Origin of the sequence: Sphingobacterium suaedae (assembly GCF_042684625.1) — a bacterium.
Classification (GTDB): Bacteria; Bacteroidota; Bacteroidia; order Sphingobacteriales; family Sphingobacteriaceae; genus Sphingobacterium; species Sphingobacterium suaedae.
This window is the reverse complement of the sequence record NZ_JBHULR010000015.1, coordinates 489,383-506,990: the sequence shown is the minus strand read 5'-3', so window position 1 is coordinate 506,990 and position 17,608 is coordinate 489,383. Positions and strand designations below refer to the sequence as shown.

At 44.3% G+C, this 17,608-nt stretch carries 14 protein-coding genes; 1 reads left to right on the top strand and 13 read right to left on the bottom strand.

Features of this window, described 5'->3' with window-relative positions; translation table 11 throughout:
* Nucleotides 1-8: 8 nt before the first annotated feature.
* The 3 genes from ACFSR5_RS17770 to ACFSR5_RS17760 form a co-directional block, all read right to left on the bottom strand.
* The gene (locus ACFSR5_RS17770; protein ID WP_380905817.1) at nucleotides 9-3,539 is read right to left on the bottom strand and encodes a SusC/RagA family TonB-linked outer membrane protein; all 3,531 of its coding nucleotides are present in this window, start codon (nucleotides 3,537-3,539) and stop codon (nucleotides 9-11) included.
* 182 nt (nucleotides 3,540-3,721) lie between these two features.
* Nucleotides 3,722-4,894: a FecR family protein gene (locus ACFSR5_RS17765; RefSeq protein ID WP_380905816.1), complete on the bottom strand. Its 1,173-nt coding sequence runs from the start codon at nucleotides 4,892-4,894 to the stop codon at nucleotides 3,722-3,724.
* A 54-nt stretch (nucleotides 4,895-4,948) separates the two neighbouring features.
* The gene (locus tag ACFSR5_RS17760; protein ID WP_380905815.1) at nucleotides 4,949-5,533 is read right to left on the bottom strand and encodes an RNA polymerase sigma factor; all 585 of its coding nucleotides are present in this window, start codon (nucleotides 5,531-5,533) and stop codon (nucleotides 4,949-4,951) included.
* 813 nt (nucleotides 5,534-6,346) lie between these two features.
* Here ACFSR5_RS17760 and ACFSR5_RS17755 point away from each other — a divergent pair.
* Nucleotides 6,347-6,982, top strand: coding sequence for a TetR/AcrR family transcriptional regulator (locus tag ACFSR5_RS17755; protein WP_380905814.1), 636 nt, complete (start codon nucleotides 6,347-6,349; stop codon nucleotides 6,980-6,982).
* A 92-nt stretch (nucleotides 6,983-7,074) separates the two neighbouring features.
* Here the strand turns inward: ACFSR5_RS17755 and ACFSR5_RS17750 are convergent, their stop codons facing one another.
* The 10 genes from ACFSR5_RS17750 to ACFSR5_RS17705 all read right to left on the bottom strand — a co-directional run bounded on the left by ACFSR5_RS17750 (nucleotide 7,075) and on the right by ACFSR5_RS17705 (nucleotide 17,443).
* Nucleotides 7,075-8,022 carry a hypothetical protein gene (locus tag ACFSR5_RS17750; RefSeq protein ID WP_380905813.1) on the bottom strand — a complete coding sequence of 316 codons (948 nt, stop codon included), beginning with the start codon at nucleotides 8,020-8,022 and terminating at the stop codon, nucleotides 7,075-7,077.
* Nucleotides 8,023-8,031: 9 nt separating this feature from the next.
* Nucleotides 8,032-9,660 carry an ABC transporter ATP-binding protein gene (locus ACFSR5_RS17745; protein WP_380905812.1) on the bottom strand — a complete coding sequence of 543 codons (1,629 nt, stop codon included), beginning with the start codon at nucleotides 9,658-9,660 and terminating at the stop codon, nucleotides 8,032-8,034.
* A 1-nt stretch (nucleotide 9,661) separates the two neighbouring features.
* Nucleotides 9,662-10,768 (bottom strand): nucleotidyltransferase family protein, encoded by a 1,107-nt coding sequence (locus ACFSR5_RS17740; RefSeq protein ID WP_380905811.1) that lies wholly within the window; start codon nucleotides 10,766-10,768, stop codon nucleotides 9,662-9,664.
* Nucleotides 10,768-11,037: a PqqD family protein gene (locus ACFSR5_RS17735; protein WP_380905810.1), complete on the bottom strand. Its 270-nt coding sequence runs from the start codon at nucleotides 11,035-11,037 to the stop codon at nucleotides 10,768-10,770. Before ACFSR5_RS17735 ends, ACFSR5_RS17740 begins: the two co-directional genes overlap by 1 nt.
* 72 nt (nucleotides 11,038-11,109) lie before the next feature.
* Entirely contained in the window at nucleotides 11,110-11,565 is a 456-nt protein-coding gene (locus ACFSR5_RS17730) for a S24 family peptidase (protein ID WP_380905809.1), read from the bottom strand.
* A gap of 361 nt (nucleotides 11,566-11,926) precedes the next feature.
* Nucleotides 11,927-12,829, bottom strand: a complete 903-nt coding sequence (locus tag ACFSR5_RS17725) for a DUF5106 domain-containing protein (protein ID WP_380905808.1) — start codon at nucleotides 12,827-12,829, stop codon at nucleotides 11,927-11,929.
* Between the two features lie 140 nt (nucleotides 12,830-12,969).
* Complete coding sequence (locus ACFSR5_RS17720) at nucleotides 12,970-14,814, bottom strand: fimbrillin family protein (protein ID WP_380905807.1); 1,845 nt, start codon at nucleotides 14,812-14,814, stop codon at nucleotides 12,970-12,972.
* A 33-nt stretch (nucleotides 14,815-14,847) separates the two neighbouring features.
* Nucleotides 14,848-15,015, bottom strand: coding sequence for a hypothetical protein (locus tag ACFSR5_RS17715; protein WP_380905806.1), 168 nt, complete (start codon nucleotides 15,013-15,015; stop codon nucleotides 14,848-14,850).
* A gap of 840 nt (nucleotides 15,016-15,855) precedes the next feature.
* A complete protein-coding gene (locus ACFSR5_RS17710) occupies nucleotides 15,856-17,106 on the bottom strand; it encodes an RNA polymerase sigma factor (RefSeq protein ID WP_380905805.1) in 1,251 nt (416 codons plus the stop codon).
* Nucleotides 17,099-17,443 carry a YciI family protein gene (locus ACFSR5_RS17705; protein ID WP_380905804.1) on the bottom strand — a complete coding sequence of 115 codons (345 nt, stop codon included), beginning with the start codon at nucleotides 17,441-17,443 and terminating at the stop codon, nucleotides 17,099-17,101. Before ACFSR5_RS17705 ends, ACFSR5_RS17710 begins: the two co-directional genes overlap by 8 nt.
* Between the last annotated feature and the right edge of the window lie 165 nt (nucleotides 17,444-17,608).

The window sequence follows — 17,608 nt, the reverse complement described above, 5'->3', positions numbered from 1 at the left end:
CATAATATTTATAAGCCTATATCAATACCAAACATAAATGTCTTCGCCCAGGGATAGGTCTTCGCTGTACTTGTCGACACGCTATAGGTGTTGGCAGTAGATGCCTGCTCCGGATCGATATACTTGCTTTTAAGCTTGGTGTAGGTCCAAAGATTTTCCCCGCTCAGATATACACGGAGTCTTGACAGTCCGATTTTGGCGATCTTGGCTTCGGGCAAGCTGTACCCTACTGTCAGATTTTTTAGCCGTACGTACATCAAGTCTTGCAGGTACTTTGTATTGGCTACTCCTAAGGACCGGTTGGTAGCATTGAGCGCGACATAGCCCCGCGGTCTGGGAAAGTAAGCGTCGGGATTTTCCTCGCTCCAGACCTGAGATAAAAAATCCCGGGGGATAAAGGTAGCATACGGCCGGGAATAGGGACCCCAAAAATTTGAAGCTTCGTGTCCCGGATACCAGTGCTGCCGACCAATCCCTTGAAAGAATATCGAAAGGTCAAATCCCATCCAGGACCCGCCGGTATTGACGTTGAAGTTATAACGGGGCAATGAATTGCCGATAACCTTCCGGTCGCCAGGGTTGTCCAGCGTATTGTCACCAAGAGAGATCACCTTATCCCCGTTCAGGTCTTCAAATTTCAGATCCCCGGCATGCAAGCCCTGATCTATAGCAGAAGAATTTATAATGGTATTGACTGATTTTTGATCGACGTCGTAGTTCTTGGCTTCCTCATCGGTCTTGAAATAGCCATTTACCTCGTAACCCCAAATCTGCCCCAATGTCTGCCCTTCATAAAAACTGGCCAGATTTCTGTTGGGATTATCAAAACGGGTGATCTTCGAGGTGTTGTCCCCGATACCGGCGCCGAAAAAGTAATGGAAGGGTTTTGCATCCAGTTCGAAGTTATCTCTCCAGTTGAGGCTCAGCTCCCATCCTTTGGTCAGCAGGTCAGACGCATTCTCCCGCGGTATATTAGCACCATAGTATACGGGAATTGCCTTACCAGCCGTCAGCATATTCAATGTTTCGCGCCAATAGATATCGCCCGCGATAGACAACCTAGAGCTGAACAGCGTCATATCGAGGCCGATATTGGTCGTATTGACCGTTTCCCAGGTCAGCTCGCTCGAGTTGGGTGCGGTTTCTGTCGCGTACGGAGCGCGTACACCGTCGCCAAACGTGTACCCCAGTACACTACCGGCATTTATTGTCTGAATGTAGTCGTAGTATCCCACCTGTTGGTTGCCCAGTGAGCCATAGGAAGCTCGGAGCTTCAGGCTCGACAAGGTGTTCTGTTCCCAGTTCTGGAAGAATGCTTCCCGGTCCAATCGCCATCCCGCCGAAAATGAAGGAAAAAAACCGAACCTTCGGCCTTTGGCAAAGCGGGAAGTACCATCATAACGGCCGGCAACCTCCAGCAAGTATTTGTCTTTGTAGCTGTAATTGGCCCGATAGAAAACACCAAATAGCGCGTATTCGTTCTGCCCGCCGTTGACCTCGATCACTTCACCCGTCGCTAATTCCAGATCGGTAAGCTGATCGCTTAACAAGCCATCTCGTGCAGCTTTTACGTCCTTTATGTACTTCGTCTCATAATTGTATCCGCCCATTAGTTTGAAAGTATGATCGGTATGTAGCTCTTTCTCGTAGGTAGCATACATATTAACACCTTGAAAATAATGGTTAATCTGCGATTCGCTTAGCTTATTATTACCAATACCGGTACTGATCGTAAGTACCTCGCCCGGGTATTTGGAATAGGGCACATTAGCGGTCCGGTTCATATTCTGGTAATTGTAATGGATAAAACGGTAGCTCGAACGCAGTTCAAGGCCGCGCATTGGCTTAAGCACAGCCTCGATCGTTGGCGAGAATTCGCTGATCTTATCCATATTCCTATGCAGTCCATGCGTCAGCATGGCTGCATAACCATCCATGACGTTGTAATTGCTGATCGTCGTGGCGTATACCAAGCTACCGTCGGGATTTTTTGGGACGATGCTGGCTAAGCCGTGGCTGGTAGCGACGTTGAACGTGTTTTCGACCCCGCCCACCCCCGGGTACCCGTAAGCGGAATTAAAGTAACTTATGTTGGTATTAATATCCAGCCAGGATTTAACTTTAAAATCTACTTTGGAGCGAAGGTTATATCGCTTGATATTGTCCGGATTATGCCTGAATATGCCATCCTGGTCGAAATAATTGCCCGAAAGACTGTATTTGATATTGTCCGAAGCGCCGACAATACTGATATCGTGCGATTGCATCGGCCGCCGATCGTTAAACAGGTAGCTGTACCAATCGGTGTTGCCGTAATACACATAGCTATCCCGACCATCCCTTTTATCGATGACAACCCAGGGTCTGTCGGGATGTTCCGTTTTATCGTCCCGTCTGATCCAAAGCTGGTAGTAATCGTCGTCCGTATAGCGGGTGTAACTGGTGCCCGCGTATTGCGAAAAAAACTTGTCATTGATTGCTGCCGAATAGTATCCTCTAGTTTCAAAATCAGTCGATGTGGTCGGTCTGCTGATCGAGGTTTGTCCGGTGTAGGAAATGGCGACCGGCCCGCTGCTGCCCGTTTTTGTGGTGACGATTATCACACCATACGATGCCCGTGCCCCATATACTGCCGCGGCAGATGCATCTTTCAGCACCGTGACGGATTCGATGTCATTCGGATTGATCCTATTGATATCGCCTTCGAAACCATCAATAATCACCAAAGGGGATGCGGAGCTCGATATGGAGTTGACCCCACGAATATTGAAACTCCCACTTGCTCCGGGCCTTCCGGTAGAAAATTTGACTTGTAAGTTCGGTATGGTTCCCTGCAACAACGAAGAGGCATTGCCAGCAGGTCTGCTTTTCAAGAGCCGCGGATCGACGGTGCTGGCCGCCGCAGTCAGGTTATCTCGCTTCTGCGTACCGTAACCTACTACCACAATGTCATTTAGTACGCTGACGGTTTCTTCGAGGGTCACGTCCAGGATAGTAGAGGCTCCCGGCTTCACCTCTTTGGTCGAGTGGCCTATGAACGAAAAACGAAGCGTACTTTCCGGGTTATCCAGTGCAATCGTGTAGGTACCTGTATTGCTGGAGATCGCACTGTTAGAGGTCCCTGCTTCAGATACCGTTACACCTACGAGTACCTCTCCCTTTTGATTAGTCACCCTGCCGCTCACCTGTCTTTGCCGTATCACCTGTAGACCTCTATCTTCGCCCGCATTCGACTTATCCTGTACACGAGATAGGACGATGTTTTTATCGATGATTTTATACCCCAAGTGATACCGGACAGATAGTTCGTCCAGCACCAATTTCAAGTGCGTGTTGGAATAAGTGACATCGAATCTTAGTCCTCCCGGAATGGCAGACTCATTGAAGAAAACATTATAGCCGGTCTGTTTTCGTACCTCCTTGATGAGTTCCTCGATCTTCAGGTTTTTCTTTTTCAGGGTAATGGTTTGTCCTATCGTCACCGCATGTACATTCAAACTGGCGACTACAAGCAGGGGAACAGCTAGGCTCAACTTCATGAGAATAGATTTAATGGGTGGAATTTGCCTTCGGTCCTGAAAGCTTTTTCCTAGTTTTTTTCCATACATTTGTTGTTGATTGTTAATTAATTGATAAGAGGTTATTTTTCAATCTTGTCAGCGTGCTGACGTTGATCAGGGGTGTTGCAACCACTCCTGATCTTGATTTTTTCTTCCGACAGTTATTTCTTTACCGTTATCTTCCTCCCTTCTCTTGAAAAATGAACAGACCCCGTAAACTCTATGGTTTGTAATAATTTATCAATATTTTCGTATCGGGAGAGGGTTCCGGTAAACACATCTTCCTTAAAATCGCCTTGGAATTCCACCTGCACATCGTACCAACGCGCAATGCTTTCCATCACTTCTTGAATGCGTGCACGCTGGAAAGCGAAATCACCCTCTTTCCATGCAATGGCATATACGGGGTCTATCGGCTGCACGACAAATTCATCGCCCCAAATGGCTTGCTGATTGGGCGAAAGAAGAACTTGTTGCTTACTATCTTTCAGGCGGACCTGGCCTTCGACTAAGGTCGTAACCACGGCGGTACTGTAGCTGTTCACATTGAAGGTCGTACCTAGCACCTCTAGCTCCTGTCCCCGGGTGAACACTTTAAAGGGTACCCGGCGGCCTGCTACTGTTCTTTTCGCCACTTCAAAATAAACCTCGCCCGCACATTCTATACGACGTTCCTGATCGAGGAAGCGAGCCGGAAATTTCACGGTACTTTCGGCATTCAGCCATATGTTGGTGCCATCGGGCAGTTCTAATTGGAACTGCCCTCCTTTGGGAGTGGACAGCGTATGATAACCGGAACCAGCCAGCTCCCGATCTGTCGGGTCATACTTAAATACTATTTGCCGGTCTTTGCCTCTGGATAGGTAGAAACCTTTATTGGCCAGCCCAGAGGCATCGCTCAGACTGTCCAGGTCAAATACACGACCATCGTCCAGGCGAAGCTGGGCTTTGTCTTGTCCGGGCACGATGGCGACTGTAGTAGCGGCAGACGGGCTATATTTGGCGGTATGTAGGGAGTATAACCCCCCGAATCCCAACAGCAGAACCACAGCTGCCGCTGTTGCATAGTACAAACCGGATAATCGTTTGCGCCGCGACAAAGCTTGCTTTCTTCCTCGTACCCTGACATCATTCCGGATTCTAGCCAACACCTGATCGGCATTGACAGTGCTACCCATAGATTGCACCTCTTGCGGCAAACTGTCATAATATTCCTCCAGCAGGCCGCTCTGTGCCGGATCCGCTAAAAACTGTTGAAGTTCTGCGTACTCTTCCGCCGTACATTTTCCCTTCTGGTATCTAAAAATAAGTTCTTTAAGTCGATTCGCTTCCATCTTTCCTGAGGCTTCTATACCGATACACGCACCAGTCGGAAAGATGTACTATTGCTATTGGAAAAATTTTAAGAAAAGGAGCAAAAATAATAGTTTATCCACTTTCAGACGGATGATCCTAGTCGCGCTGGCAATCTGGTTGCGTACGGTATGGGGCGAGACACCCATTAGGTCGGCAATCTCTTTATAACTCATATCATCCAGTTTATTCATCTTGAATACTTTGCGCTGCTGATCGGGTAGTTCATTGATCAACTCTTGGAGCTTTATAGACAAATCGTTCTTGAAAATCAGGGACTCACTTTCCTGGCTCTCTTCTTTGAAAGTGTGCTTTAAGTATTGCTCATATTTGATACGAACGACCGATCTGCGGAATGCAGAGATGGCCAATCGCTTGGATACGGTGTATAGAAAAGGATATAGCGCTTCTGGCTCTCCGAGTTTTCCTTTATGTAAAAAAAGCTGTACGAAGGTTTCCTGAACGATCTCGATACTGAGTTCTGTATCGTTACACAAGCGGTTTACGTTAGCAAAAATAAGGGGGTGATACGCGTGGTATACAGACTCAAACGCCTGTTCATCTCCGCTTTGGAGCTGCTCAAATGCAGTGACAGTGATTGTAAAGCCAGCAAGGTCCATAAGCCAAAAGTATTATTGCGAGGTTAACCGTACATAAAATTGCTATTAATTTTGTAAATAAAATAATTGGTCGTACGAAATTTTAAAAAATCAAGAGAGAAAAACACCGGAATATGCAGTTATATCATCAAAAATATAAACAATAATGTACCAAACAGTCTCGTATTGTCGGAAACGCTTAACGTTCGCTTTCTTGGCTTTAACCTGCAGAAGAATGGATCATGGACTATTTTTTCAATATCCACGCCACCAGACTGAACTTACTGACCTGTGGGATCTTGTTATGAAATACACATCTACTGTATCCAGACTCGACCTCCAAGATCAGCTACCACTCATCTGTAGATTCACGGTGCCCTTCTCTTAAGCCAAGCCATCTGCAGGGATAGCACAAAATATGCTAAGGATAGACGCAAAACATTATTACGAGATCAATAATTAGAACAAAACGCCAAATAACCTCTTGATTACGAAGAGTCGCCTTATGATGAATCGAGTTTGCGTTACGTCTAACATCGAACGGTCGAGACTTGGATAGATAATACGACAAATAGCTGGCAGATATATTTCGAAACTCTTTGCTGAGTTCCAATCAGGAATCGATTTGTCAATCCAATCCAGCAACATTGCTACGAGAACACACCCCCTTCATTGGAAAAAATTATTTTTCTATATTTAGGAGTCAAACAGAAAATTATTTGCTAACTAAATCGCTTGCTTAAGTGCCGATCGCTTCGCAAAACGTCAGATTTTATTTAAATCTTGAAAACAGGTGGCACAGCGGGCCCTCAATACTGTATAACACCAACACGTATGAGCAAAAACATCAGAAAAGTAGTTTCAGGCCCACAGCGTAACGCCGAACGCACAAAAGAAGAATTGATATCAGCAATAGGTGATGTTCTTGCGGAAGACAGTTATAGCAGCCTTTCTATCGCGCATGTAGCCAAAGTATCCAAAAAAAATCCAAAACTCCTTTATTTATACTTTCAAGATCTTCAAGGCCTAATTAGCGCTTTTTTCCAAAAAAAATTGAAGGGCGAATCGATCGCTGACCTCAGCCATGCTATACTCAACAATTTAGATCACATCCTGCTGGAAGATGTGATGTTTTATATCGAACAGCAATATACTGAGCTACTTAAGGACAAAGAATGGCAAGGACTGCTCCACTGGTCCGCTGGCAAAAGCGATAAAGCTTTACAGGAGCTTGTTAAACAACAGAACGAACTATTGACCCTACTACGTAGCGTCGTTAACAAAACAGCAGACAAACGACTCTGGAAGGAAGAAACAATCGATGAAATTGTACTGATCACTGCAGGCTTACGTTACCTGGCAATCTATACAAAAGGAACAGAGCGGCCTTTCTTCGGGCTAGATTTAAACGATCCTGTCACACAAGAGCGGCTGAAGGTCGCTGTCAACAGGTTAGTGGTACGCTCCTAAAAAGAGAGTAGTTATACCGCTAATGATGAAGCTGTCATCACCCGGCCCGTATTATATTCTGGATGAACAGAACGAATCTTATAAGCACATAATCAAGAAGACGCTGATGCGGCCTTGTACTCCAAAATCTTAGCAAAACACAATGCTGCGGCATCCCTATCGGGAAGACATCGTAAATAGCCTATCGGAACTCCTTGTATAATAACCTCTAAGGTTTTCAGCATACTATCAAACAATTCAGGGTTCCAGCGGATAGCCGACCCACTAGGAAGCAAGGCAATGAGCGCCTCCTTTGCCTTTTGCCACTGCAGCTTGTTATAGGGAGCTTGCTCTAAGCGAACTACTGCACCAAGCTTAGCCTCTATAGGTTTGTAACACGGCGTCTTCCCACTCCAAGGCGTACCATAAATAAATACTTCCGCATTGTCGTAGACGCGCACCACTGGATTATCATCATTCATCAACTGTGTCCCCTCAATATGCTTGACCCACAACCGACTATGTGTACTTTTACCGGTACCGCTCTTTCCTAAAAAAGCATACCCCACGCCATTACGTTCAACCACAGAGGCGTGCAACAAGATTGTTTGATGTTGCAGGCCTGCTTGTCCAAAAGCAATCATCAGTAGCCAAGCTGCTTTGAACGTAGTATATAGTTCGTCTGCTTGCGCATAAATCACTGAATGTTTAAAGTCCTTTGTACTGATCATTTTCCAAGGTCGCTCATCCACCCCGGCCAAGATCGTCGTCACGTAGTGGTCGGACGTCTCCTCGAAACGAAACCGTTCTTCCCAAATGACAGAAATATCGCTAAGCAATTTTGTATCTGGGTCGTCGGCAGGGGCAGCTCTGGTTGTCAGTTCTACAGAAAGCATAGCGGGCTCCAGTATAGGTTCCACGACGAACGAGGAAAAACTAGGCAGACACCTATCAAGGTCAACCTCCGGCGGGTGAACGAATTGAAGGATATGTCTGGCAATCTGAAAATAGGAAACTTGTTTCTCTGTATGCGGGTCGATATGATGCTCTTGAATATTCATGTATATTATTTAACGTATTAAAATGGTTTGACTGCATGCATCAGCCAAGGCTAAATCGTGCGTCACGAAAACAAGTATTTTCTCTTTTCCGGCTTCCAAAAGCTGCGCTGTGAGCGCTGCTGCCGTGGGTGGGTCCAGAGCAGATGTTACCTCGTCGAATAGCCAAACATTACAGTCACGAAGTAGCGTCCGCGCTACCGCTATCCGTTGGGCCTGCCCTTCGGATAAGCCATGCCCTGACTCGCCGACCACCGTATCCAGCCCATCGGGCAAATCATAAACAAACAAAGCGCAGGCGGTAGTCAAAGCCACACGCATACGTTCTTCAGATATCGGAGACTCGGTAATCTGCAAGTTCTCCCGGATCGTCCCACTGAAAAGCTTATCGCCTTGAGGAACATACGCGAAGTTCACACGGTGTTTGCGCTCCAAAAGAACCCGATGACCGTTGGAATCGATCCAGATATTCCCCTTGTTCGGCCGGAGCAAGCTCAGCAATAACCGGATAAGTGTCGTTTTTCCTTTACCGCTTGCTCCAACAATAGCTGTCGGCCTGCCCTTCACAAACGTTGCTTGCAAATCGTTCAATACCTCCTTATCTTCATATCGAAAACTCAGTCCCTGTAATTCAATCTGTCCAATATTTGCCAGATATTCTGGCGCTACCTGCTCTTCTTGTTCTGTCAACAAGATCTCATTCAGTCTATCGAGCGAAGCACGAAAGCGCACAAATAAAGGAACAAACCCCATCAAGACCAGAACAGGCCCCTGTATTCGGGATACAAGTTGTAAAAAAGCAGATAACGTTCCGAAGGTAATCGCTCCGGCGTGCAACTTATACACTCCCCAAGCAAAAGTTACCAAAAAACCGGTATTCACAACCACATTCATCAAGCCTCTAGAGACCGTGGAAAAATTCAGGACTCCCATCTTCATTTGATAGATAGCATCCTGGCTTTCGTCGACCTTTCTCCAACGCAGTGCACCCAAATTAAGCGCCCGTATAGACAAGCGAAAACGCAAGTTTTCCTGCACCACGTTCCCCAAATTACTTTCTGCTTGCTTGAGGTGTTGATTTAGCTTTCGGAACCTACGGAAATACACCTTAGAAAAAACAATCAACGGACAAATAGCCAATAACAACACGGCCAACATTGGATCCATCCACCAAAGGAATCCTGTTGCAGCCAATATGCGGAGTACGGTCACGAGGGAAGCAATAGCTGAATTACCAATTACCTGCACCACCTCCTGACAATCCGTGTTCACACGCACCATGATGTCACCCGTGTGCCAGTTCTTAACCAGCCCCCACGTTGCTTGCATTTGTGTGCGTATGACGTCTTTCTGCAAACGGATCAACATGAGCGTCCGCGTGCGTTCATTTAACCAACCCGAATAAAGGCCGATACCGACGCCCAGAACAACACTGCATACTGCAAAAATCAATGCTTCCTTCATTTGCGGCGTGTCTGCCGTAACAGCGAAATCTATGGTGCGTTTCGACCACCAAATAAACAGCAAACCTAATGTCAAGGAAACGACTTCCAGCAAAAAATAGAGCAACAGTTGATATCGGTATGGCTTTGCAAACCGCCATGCCCACTTCCATTGATATTTAAAGGATGTTTCCTGCATGTTAGTGGTCTATTTTCGAAAACATGATCATAAACGGGGAAGAGATAGTTTCTCCGGGAGCCAGACGGGCGTATCGGTAAAAGCGACTAAAAAATTTCTTAACTCGGGCAGGCTTGTCTAACGATTTCGTCTCATCCTTCCCTTCTGTATTGTAAAAGCCGAAATTCCCTCCCTTTAAGATATCCGCCATCATCCAGGCAGCATCTTCCGGAGCCTCCTGCTCAAATGGCAATTTTTTCCGATCAAGTCCAATATAGTTCACAAGCAATTCGTGCAGCACGTAAGACCACTTCAAGATTCCGGTCCGCTCATACACATCACGTAATGCATTTGGATCGAATTGATTATGCAGAGCATCATATAAACGCGCCGCATCGCACAGCTGGCGCGTTCCAATTCCATAGACCACCAAATGTTTTAAAATATGCGCATTCACAAGCAATATATTTAATATCGGATGCGGAATATATGCAACTTGTTCACCAAACTCCACTGGAACGGGTGGATAAGAGGTAGAACGTGACAGACCTTTCAGATATCCTTGCACAAACGGATTTCTCAGTTCAACCAAACGCTGATGGTGCTCAATGTCGCACCCTTTCCAGGTATACGACAGACTATATCCGTGCCCTATTTTTAATCCTTGTCCATGTTTCTTCATGAGCGCTGCCGCCCGATTATACTCCTTTTTATCACTGAAACACCAATCAATATCCCCACACACACGGCTTTGGGGCCGACGGTAATATCGAGCCACCCCTTGTCCTTTTTGAAGGAAGGGATGCAGGTTATGTTTCTCAAAGAATGCAATCTGATCCGACAAAACCTCGTTCATCCAACCGTTTCTCTCTTCGATATGCTGCAACCGCACCATCCATTTTGCCAATATATCTTTCGGAGGCAAAACCTCTGGAGACAATTGTTGAATACCTTCACAAACGATACCTTCAACGGTTTGTAAGGTGGACAATTTGTATAATCTCGACCACTCGTCCCGGGATAGCGATTGAAAAGCGGCGGGATCGGGTCGCCGTCCCCACAAACCACTCCGTAACGCCTCAAAAAAGGCCTTATGAACAGAGGTCTCCAGTAAATCTACCAGACTCATCAATCCACTAACAGACCTTGCCCGCGGAAATGGTCAAGTAGCGCGATTGCATCTTGTTGCGCCTGATCTTCATCGACATCATAATTATCCATAAGCAACTGAACAACAGCATCTTTTTCAAAATCCTGTCCGTCGAGTTCTTTCCATAAAAACGCGGCAGTCTCGTTCAACGTAAACACTTTGGAAAGATCTACCATGCCCTGGTTTGGTTCTACGATAATATGTTCATTTCCTACCTGACGAAGGGTTAAATTTGCTTTCAATTTCATATATATTTTATTTTGTTTTCCATGGTTATACTGGAATAGTTCGCTTTTAAGACGCGGAAAGTCCCGATCGATTTATACATATTCCTTTCTTATCAATCTGATTAATTTGGCACCAACTATTCGGAGCGGACGTGCATGAAACCATAGCATCCCCGCCAATCGTGTCCAAAACGATTGATTTAGGACTCGCTTCTCTCCTCGGTATGCACAAACTACTACGGCAATTATTTGGTCGACGGATATTTGTTCCAGCTGCACCAAATTATTATCCCCTGCCAGCCATACAAAGCCCCCCTGATAACGCACGGCACGATGCAGCACGTATCCGTCCTTCCAATGCGCAAGCAGAATGGCACCGCGCTGATAATCATGTTGGTTAGCCTCTTGGATAACGACTTGGTCCCCTTCTCGCAGAAACGGGCGCATGCTATTTCCCACCACACGGAATTTAACCCGATTTCCCACCGCGAGGGATTCTTTGACTGCGTCAAAAAACGAATGATTATTTATTTTTACGACTTGCTCCATCGGTCTTTACCCAGCTAACACACGTGTCTATCTCCTCACAACGCCTTAGCTTAATTTCCAAGGCTGAATTTACTAAATCGAGGTGTAGTTCTCAAATTTAGACGCGATTAAATAGCCTAGCATTGTTAATACTAATGTCATTACGAGAGCAATCATGGAAAAACGGTCCATCTTCCTTCATGAGCAATTGTAGTAAAGGGATTACTTCGGCGTTTTTCGTGATTCGCAATAATAATGGTTTTTAGGAAGGCTACCGATATTTCCAGTTTGCAAGAGCGAAACGTATCGCGGATAATTATCTGGCAACCCGCCGTTCCTTTTTTTCGCTCAAGCCTCAGCCATTCTAGCCCAAAAAAAGTCTTTAGCTTTTAGCTTTCGCCAAGAGATAGCGCAACGTCACATCTAAAGGCGCGTCTTTCAGCACAACCTTATTTGCCTTGTCCAACAAAAAGATCGTCGGGTATGCCTGTATATTATACCATCCTTTGCTGATCACCTCTCCTTTCGCATCGAGCCCATTGATCCATTTTTCGGGGATCTTACTTTGGTAATCTTTCCATGGCTTGCGGTCGGCAATTGGACATATTGCCAGAATTTCCAATTTACCCTGATCGATCATGCTGTTTGCATCGCTCGAATTGGCCAAATCGGTTAATACTTCTGCGCAATGTGAGCAGGTTGGATCATAAAACAGCAACATCTTATAATTCGCCGCACCCTCACTCAATTTATGTTCTCTTCCATCACTTTTTATATATGAAAAATCGGTCGCTGTTGTTCCTGGTTGATTTCTGGCAACTAATTTCAACAAAGTTTGGTAGCGGATTCGATCCACATCACTTGTTTTTGGAGACTTCACCAGATAGGCGAGAACCGGCTCGTAATACAGTTCACTTCGCATCGGCGAATTAGGATCATAGAGATAATGCGCATACCTTTTGATGTAATACTGCCAACTGGTTTCGTTCACCTCCGCAGCTTTCAACATGGATTGTATCGCTTCAGCAGCTGCCGAATCACTTACAGAAGAGAGCATTCCAATAAAATTGACAAGCTTCTGCTCTCCGATCTGTGGACTACTGACCAATGCCGTATCGTTAAAATCAAACCCATTCCAGTAATTAAACAGCTCGGCCTCCGCAACATTACCAGCAGACTGCGACCCTTTGGTCGAATCTGGAGACTTTTGTTCCGTTGTATGCGCACTATTATGACAAGCCGTCGTCAGGACGATAAAAGACACGAGTAGTAAAAGATTCTTCATTGTACAAAATTAAGTTTTTTACCTATTATAGGAGAGCCGAGACGAACGAACTCGCCACATTTCATCATTGACCGCACAATACAAAGCAAGCGGCCCTCCATTCAAGGGCCGCTTGCACTATACAATCGTTGACTGGTTCGTTAATTTCTAACGCAACGTACGTTCTTAAATGAAGTACTTAATACGTTAACTCCTAACACCCCTACACCCGACAGCAATTCTGCTGAGCGCGCAGCTTTTACAAATGGATCCCCGACAGGTATTCCTAGAATTGCTTGGTCAGCTGTAAAACCAACATATGCGTATGATCCAGCTGAAGCTAGTCCAGGAATAGAAAGTGCCTGAGTACGTGTCCAGAATGCAGTTTGTGTACCATATGTTGGCAAAATTGGAATATTCGTACCAATAATGTTAACGCCAGCAAGGTCTGCTGATAGCGAGGACAATCCAAGATTAAGGAGGCCATTTTGACCGATCTGCGTAAGCACGCCCACGTCAGTTATCTGACCGTTATAATAAAAGCGTAAGTTATTAGATCCTGAAGCAGCATCTCCATATGCAGAATTATTGCCACCTGCCAATGCATACTCCGCGTAGTTACTTCCCAACGTAGAATTTGGTGCTTCGTCACGAGCTCCCAATAAGGAACCGATAGTCCCCAATAATGAAGATAACAATCCTTGACTAGTCGTGAATGGCTCTAACTCCACACGATCAGGCTGTCTCCAGACTCCCGCAGGGTAAACCAAAGCACATGGGTCTCCTTCATTTCCAGTCGTAGCAAATTGACCAGGGATAGTTCCTTGGAATGAGAAAAAGCCGTCAGCAGATGATCTTTGAATATTTCTTGCATAAAAGCCATATTGGCGAGATGCATCCGGTCCTGGTGTATAGTACACATTAGAGCGGGCCCATCTTACGGTCGATCCTACCGCTGTAATCGGAGATTCCACAAAGTTAACCAACAAACGGTGACTATTTCCAAGCTCTGGAGTGACATTAAAGCTAAAGTTAACCGGCGTTGCTGAGAAGTTACGTGTTACTAACTCGTCGCGGTTGTCTCTATGCTGAACAGACAAGCTCGATACACCTACTTGAACTCCTGTCAATTGCGCAGGACTCGCTGTATATGCATATGCTATTTTTGCATCTTGAAATTGTGGTTCAACATCGGCAAAACTGCTGTAATCAATCGTTGCTGTATATGGTGTCAAGTTAGATAAGTTTCCCGTAGCGACATCGATCGTTGCTGTTTGCAAGTTTAAGCCACTTACTGCAACCCCAGCACTTAATATATTACCAAACATACCCTTTGAGTTCAACTCGATCGCTATACGCGAGAATTTATGTGCAAAGGTAATGGCAATTGGCGCATTGACATTTCCGCTACCTGTAGGCACATCAACGGTACCGCTTGCGTATAATACATCTTTACCACCTGGAAGAGCAATTTGCGTACTACCAGCAGGAACCTCAGGGATATCCTCGTTATTATTATAAGAAAGCGCTACCCACTTATATGACGTGCCTTGTGATACGTCGATTGTTCCAGCTGTACCAGATACAAATTGCGCTGAGGTTACTAATGTAGTACCATCCGCTGAGAACAAGAACAACCGGTACGAAACGCCATCCTCAACAGCGGCAGCTTTTATACCAGCTCCGCCAGTTGATTGACGCAATGCTTTGGCGGCTTTAAAAGGAACGTTGTTATCCACCGCTAAAACCGCATCAAACTCGTCAAATTCCAACACCTTCGGCTTAGCAGCAGCATTCGTGTTTGCACTTGACTTCAGATTACCCACAGGCACATCCTTACCCTCGTTGATACCCGCGACCGATACGACCAGTTTGGTTCCCTCGAATTCAGAGACTTCTTCTGTCGGGTTTTTATCTTTGGAACAACTTGTTACAAGCATTCCTGAAGTAGCTAACATGACAGTGGCGACTATCCAATTAGCCCGTTTAAATCGTAGTAAATTCATAAATTTCTTAATCTGTTAATTAATGTTCAGTTACTAAAAATCACCGTTTTGTGTATCTCCGCCACCGGATCCCCAATCATCCACAGACGGTGAAGCGCTTGGTGAACCTGTTCCCGAGCCAGCGGCGATTCCTTGCTCTAATTCGACGACTAGCACCTCCATGGTTGGCACTACGTACACCTTTTTTTCATGTTTTTTCATACTATATACTATTTGGTTAAATTTATTCTAATATTAATATTAGTTAATCGCATATTAACAATCACATAGTGTAAAACTTACACTAAAATTTCCTAGTATTTAAACAACAAAATTAACCCGCAAATAGCGTCGTAAAATCAATAGAATGATTAAATGAATAATGTAGCTTATTAGTTTTCATTGCAACTAATTAAAAATCAATAATTTCATAGGGTCAATGTTGCTTTCGCAAATTTCAAAACAATATTAAATATAAATTCGAACTTACGCAAGAAAAAATTCAATATTTAAATTAATTACTAGTAACAATGAAGTTATCACATATATTTTCCTAATTATATAATAATTTTCAAATTTTATTATTACCTCTGAATAAACATCTTAGATGTTATTTTGTTTTTGCTTTTTGTTTTTTTAGCAAAAAAATAAATGTTGACCTATTTAGTTGGAAGACGCGCTCTCTTTATCCGTTTAATGACGATGCACACAATTCAAGATCGAAACAGGACTACTTTCAAACACCTCGCAAAGGAGATTGGTAAGTCCTCGAAAGGAAGATGTTAAAGGACAACTCACGTAATGAGAGGTAGGATGAGATAACAAATTATCTTAAATGCGGATTAAAGCTTTAAGATATTCACGGATAGCTGATTCTCATGTGAAATCTTAGCCAAAATCCAATCGGCAAACTCATAAAGTGCTTGAGCTATAAAAAAGTGCCTCACAACTAAAAAAATCACAGGAGATGCCATCTAGCAGAAAAAGATAAATTCGTCAACGGTTCACAGCACGCCTTAATGTACTTCCCCAGCAAACGAAGAAAACGAAAGATATTATCCACTAACTAGCAAATCGACTTTTGAGCTGGGTAAGTTGCTTTTCCAAGGTTTGCTTTTCGGCGTTGGATTTACTGAGTTGAATAGCTTGTTCATAATGTCCAATTGCTTTTGTCATATTACCATCGGAATACAGATAAGCTAATAACCCGTGGTAATAACTGCTATCTAGCAAGTTTAATTTTTCCGCTTCGGAAATCGCTTTGCTATTACCTTCAATTTTGGCGATTGCAAATATTCTATTCAGCGCTGTAATTGACGAGTATTCTATTAGAATAAGTTGATTGTAAAGTTGTAAAATATGTCCCCATTTGTTCTTATCTGTCGGCGTTGTATGCCAATAAGCAATGCCAGCTTCCAGGTGGTATTTCGAAATTTCGTTTCCATTTGTTGCGTTTATCAAATAATAATTCCCTCTTTCAATAAGCGAAGTATCCCACAAACTCCTGTCCTGATCATCGAACAAAACGGTTTCACCTAAATCATTCATCCTGGCAGCAAGCCGTGAACTTTGAAAACACATCAAGGACAGTAAGGCATTTGTCTGCGGACCATCTGTCAATGGATTTTCGGTTAGCAGTAACGTGAGCCTCATAGCTTCTAAGCACAGATCTTTTCTGATAAACTGATTGGCCGTTCTAGAATAATAGCCCTCGTTAAAAAGTAAATACAAGGTTTTTAATACAGCTTCCAATCTCAATTGCACATCTTCTACGGTTAGTTCTTTAATCCGGAAATTCGTGTTACGAAGATTATCTCTCGCCCTTTGCAGTCTTTTTTTTATGGTTTCTGTCTTGGCTAAAAATGCATTGGCTATTTCTTGAACGCTGAAGCCACAGAGTACCTGAAGGGCCAAACAAATTTGCGCTTCCATGGAGTTGGTTGCCTCACACACAGCAAAGATCATGGCTAATTGGCTATCAGAAATAGTTTGAGAGGAAAACTCTACTTCCTTTTCTGATTCAGTCAGAACCGGTTCTATCGCTCCTTTGACCCGAGTCTGAAAAACTGCGACATGCTTGAAATGGTCCTTTGCTTTGTTTTTGGCCACTGAATAAAGCCACGCGCTCGGATTTTCAGGAGTACCATGTATTGCCCAGTGTTCGTATGCCTTTAAAAAGGTATCGCTTACCAAGTCTTCAGCAATATCCATATATTGCAAACCAAAATGACGGCACAAAACAGCCGTCATTTTAGTATACTCCTGCCGAAATAAATGGGGTAAAAGTTCGTTATGGGACTTTAGGCTAGTCACGTTTCAAAACTTCCCTTACTTCAATCGTTCCACCAACCTGTTCAAAGATGGGATTAGCTTTGGCCATCTCCACTGCCTCATCTAGATCCTCTGCTCTGACAACGATATAACCACTAATAAATTCTTTAATTTCTGTATAAGCCCCATCGGTTACTACCTTGTTGGATTTTATTGTTTTTGCGCTACCTGCTTGTGGCAATAGTGTGTTGCCCTTATCCACGAGCTTGTTTTGCGAGGCAATTCCTGCCAACCAGTTCATACGTTCCTGCATCTGTTCAGGAGAAGGCCTGAAATCGGCAATGTCTTTCAATCTAAAGATTAATGCAAATTCTTTCATTTTATTACAATTTAAATGTTCACCGTCATAACGATTGAGCTTGCAGATCAGGGACAAAGTTCGTGATTTTTTTTAACATTTCTTATGAATCCCCTCAGTTCACCAGATAAGACAGCTCCCGAAAAATCAGTGATTTCCATCAACAGGCAGCATTGCATTGTTCTT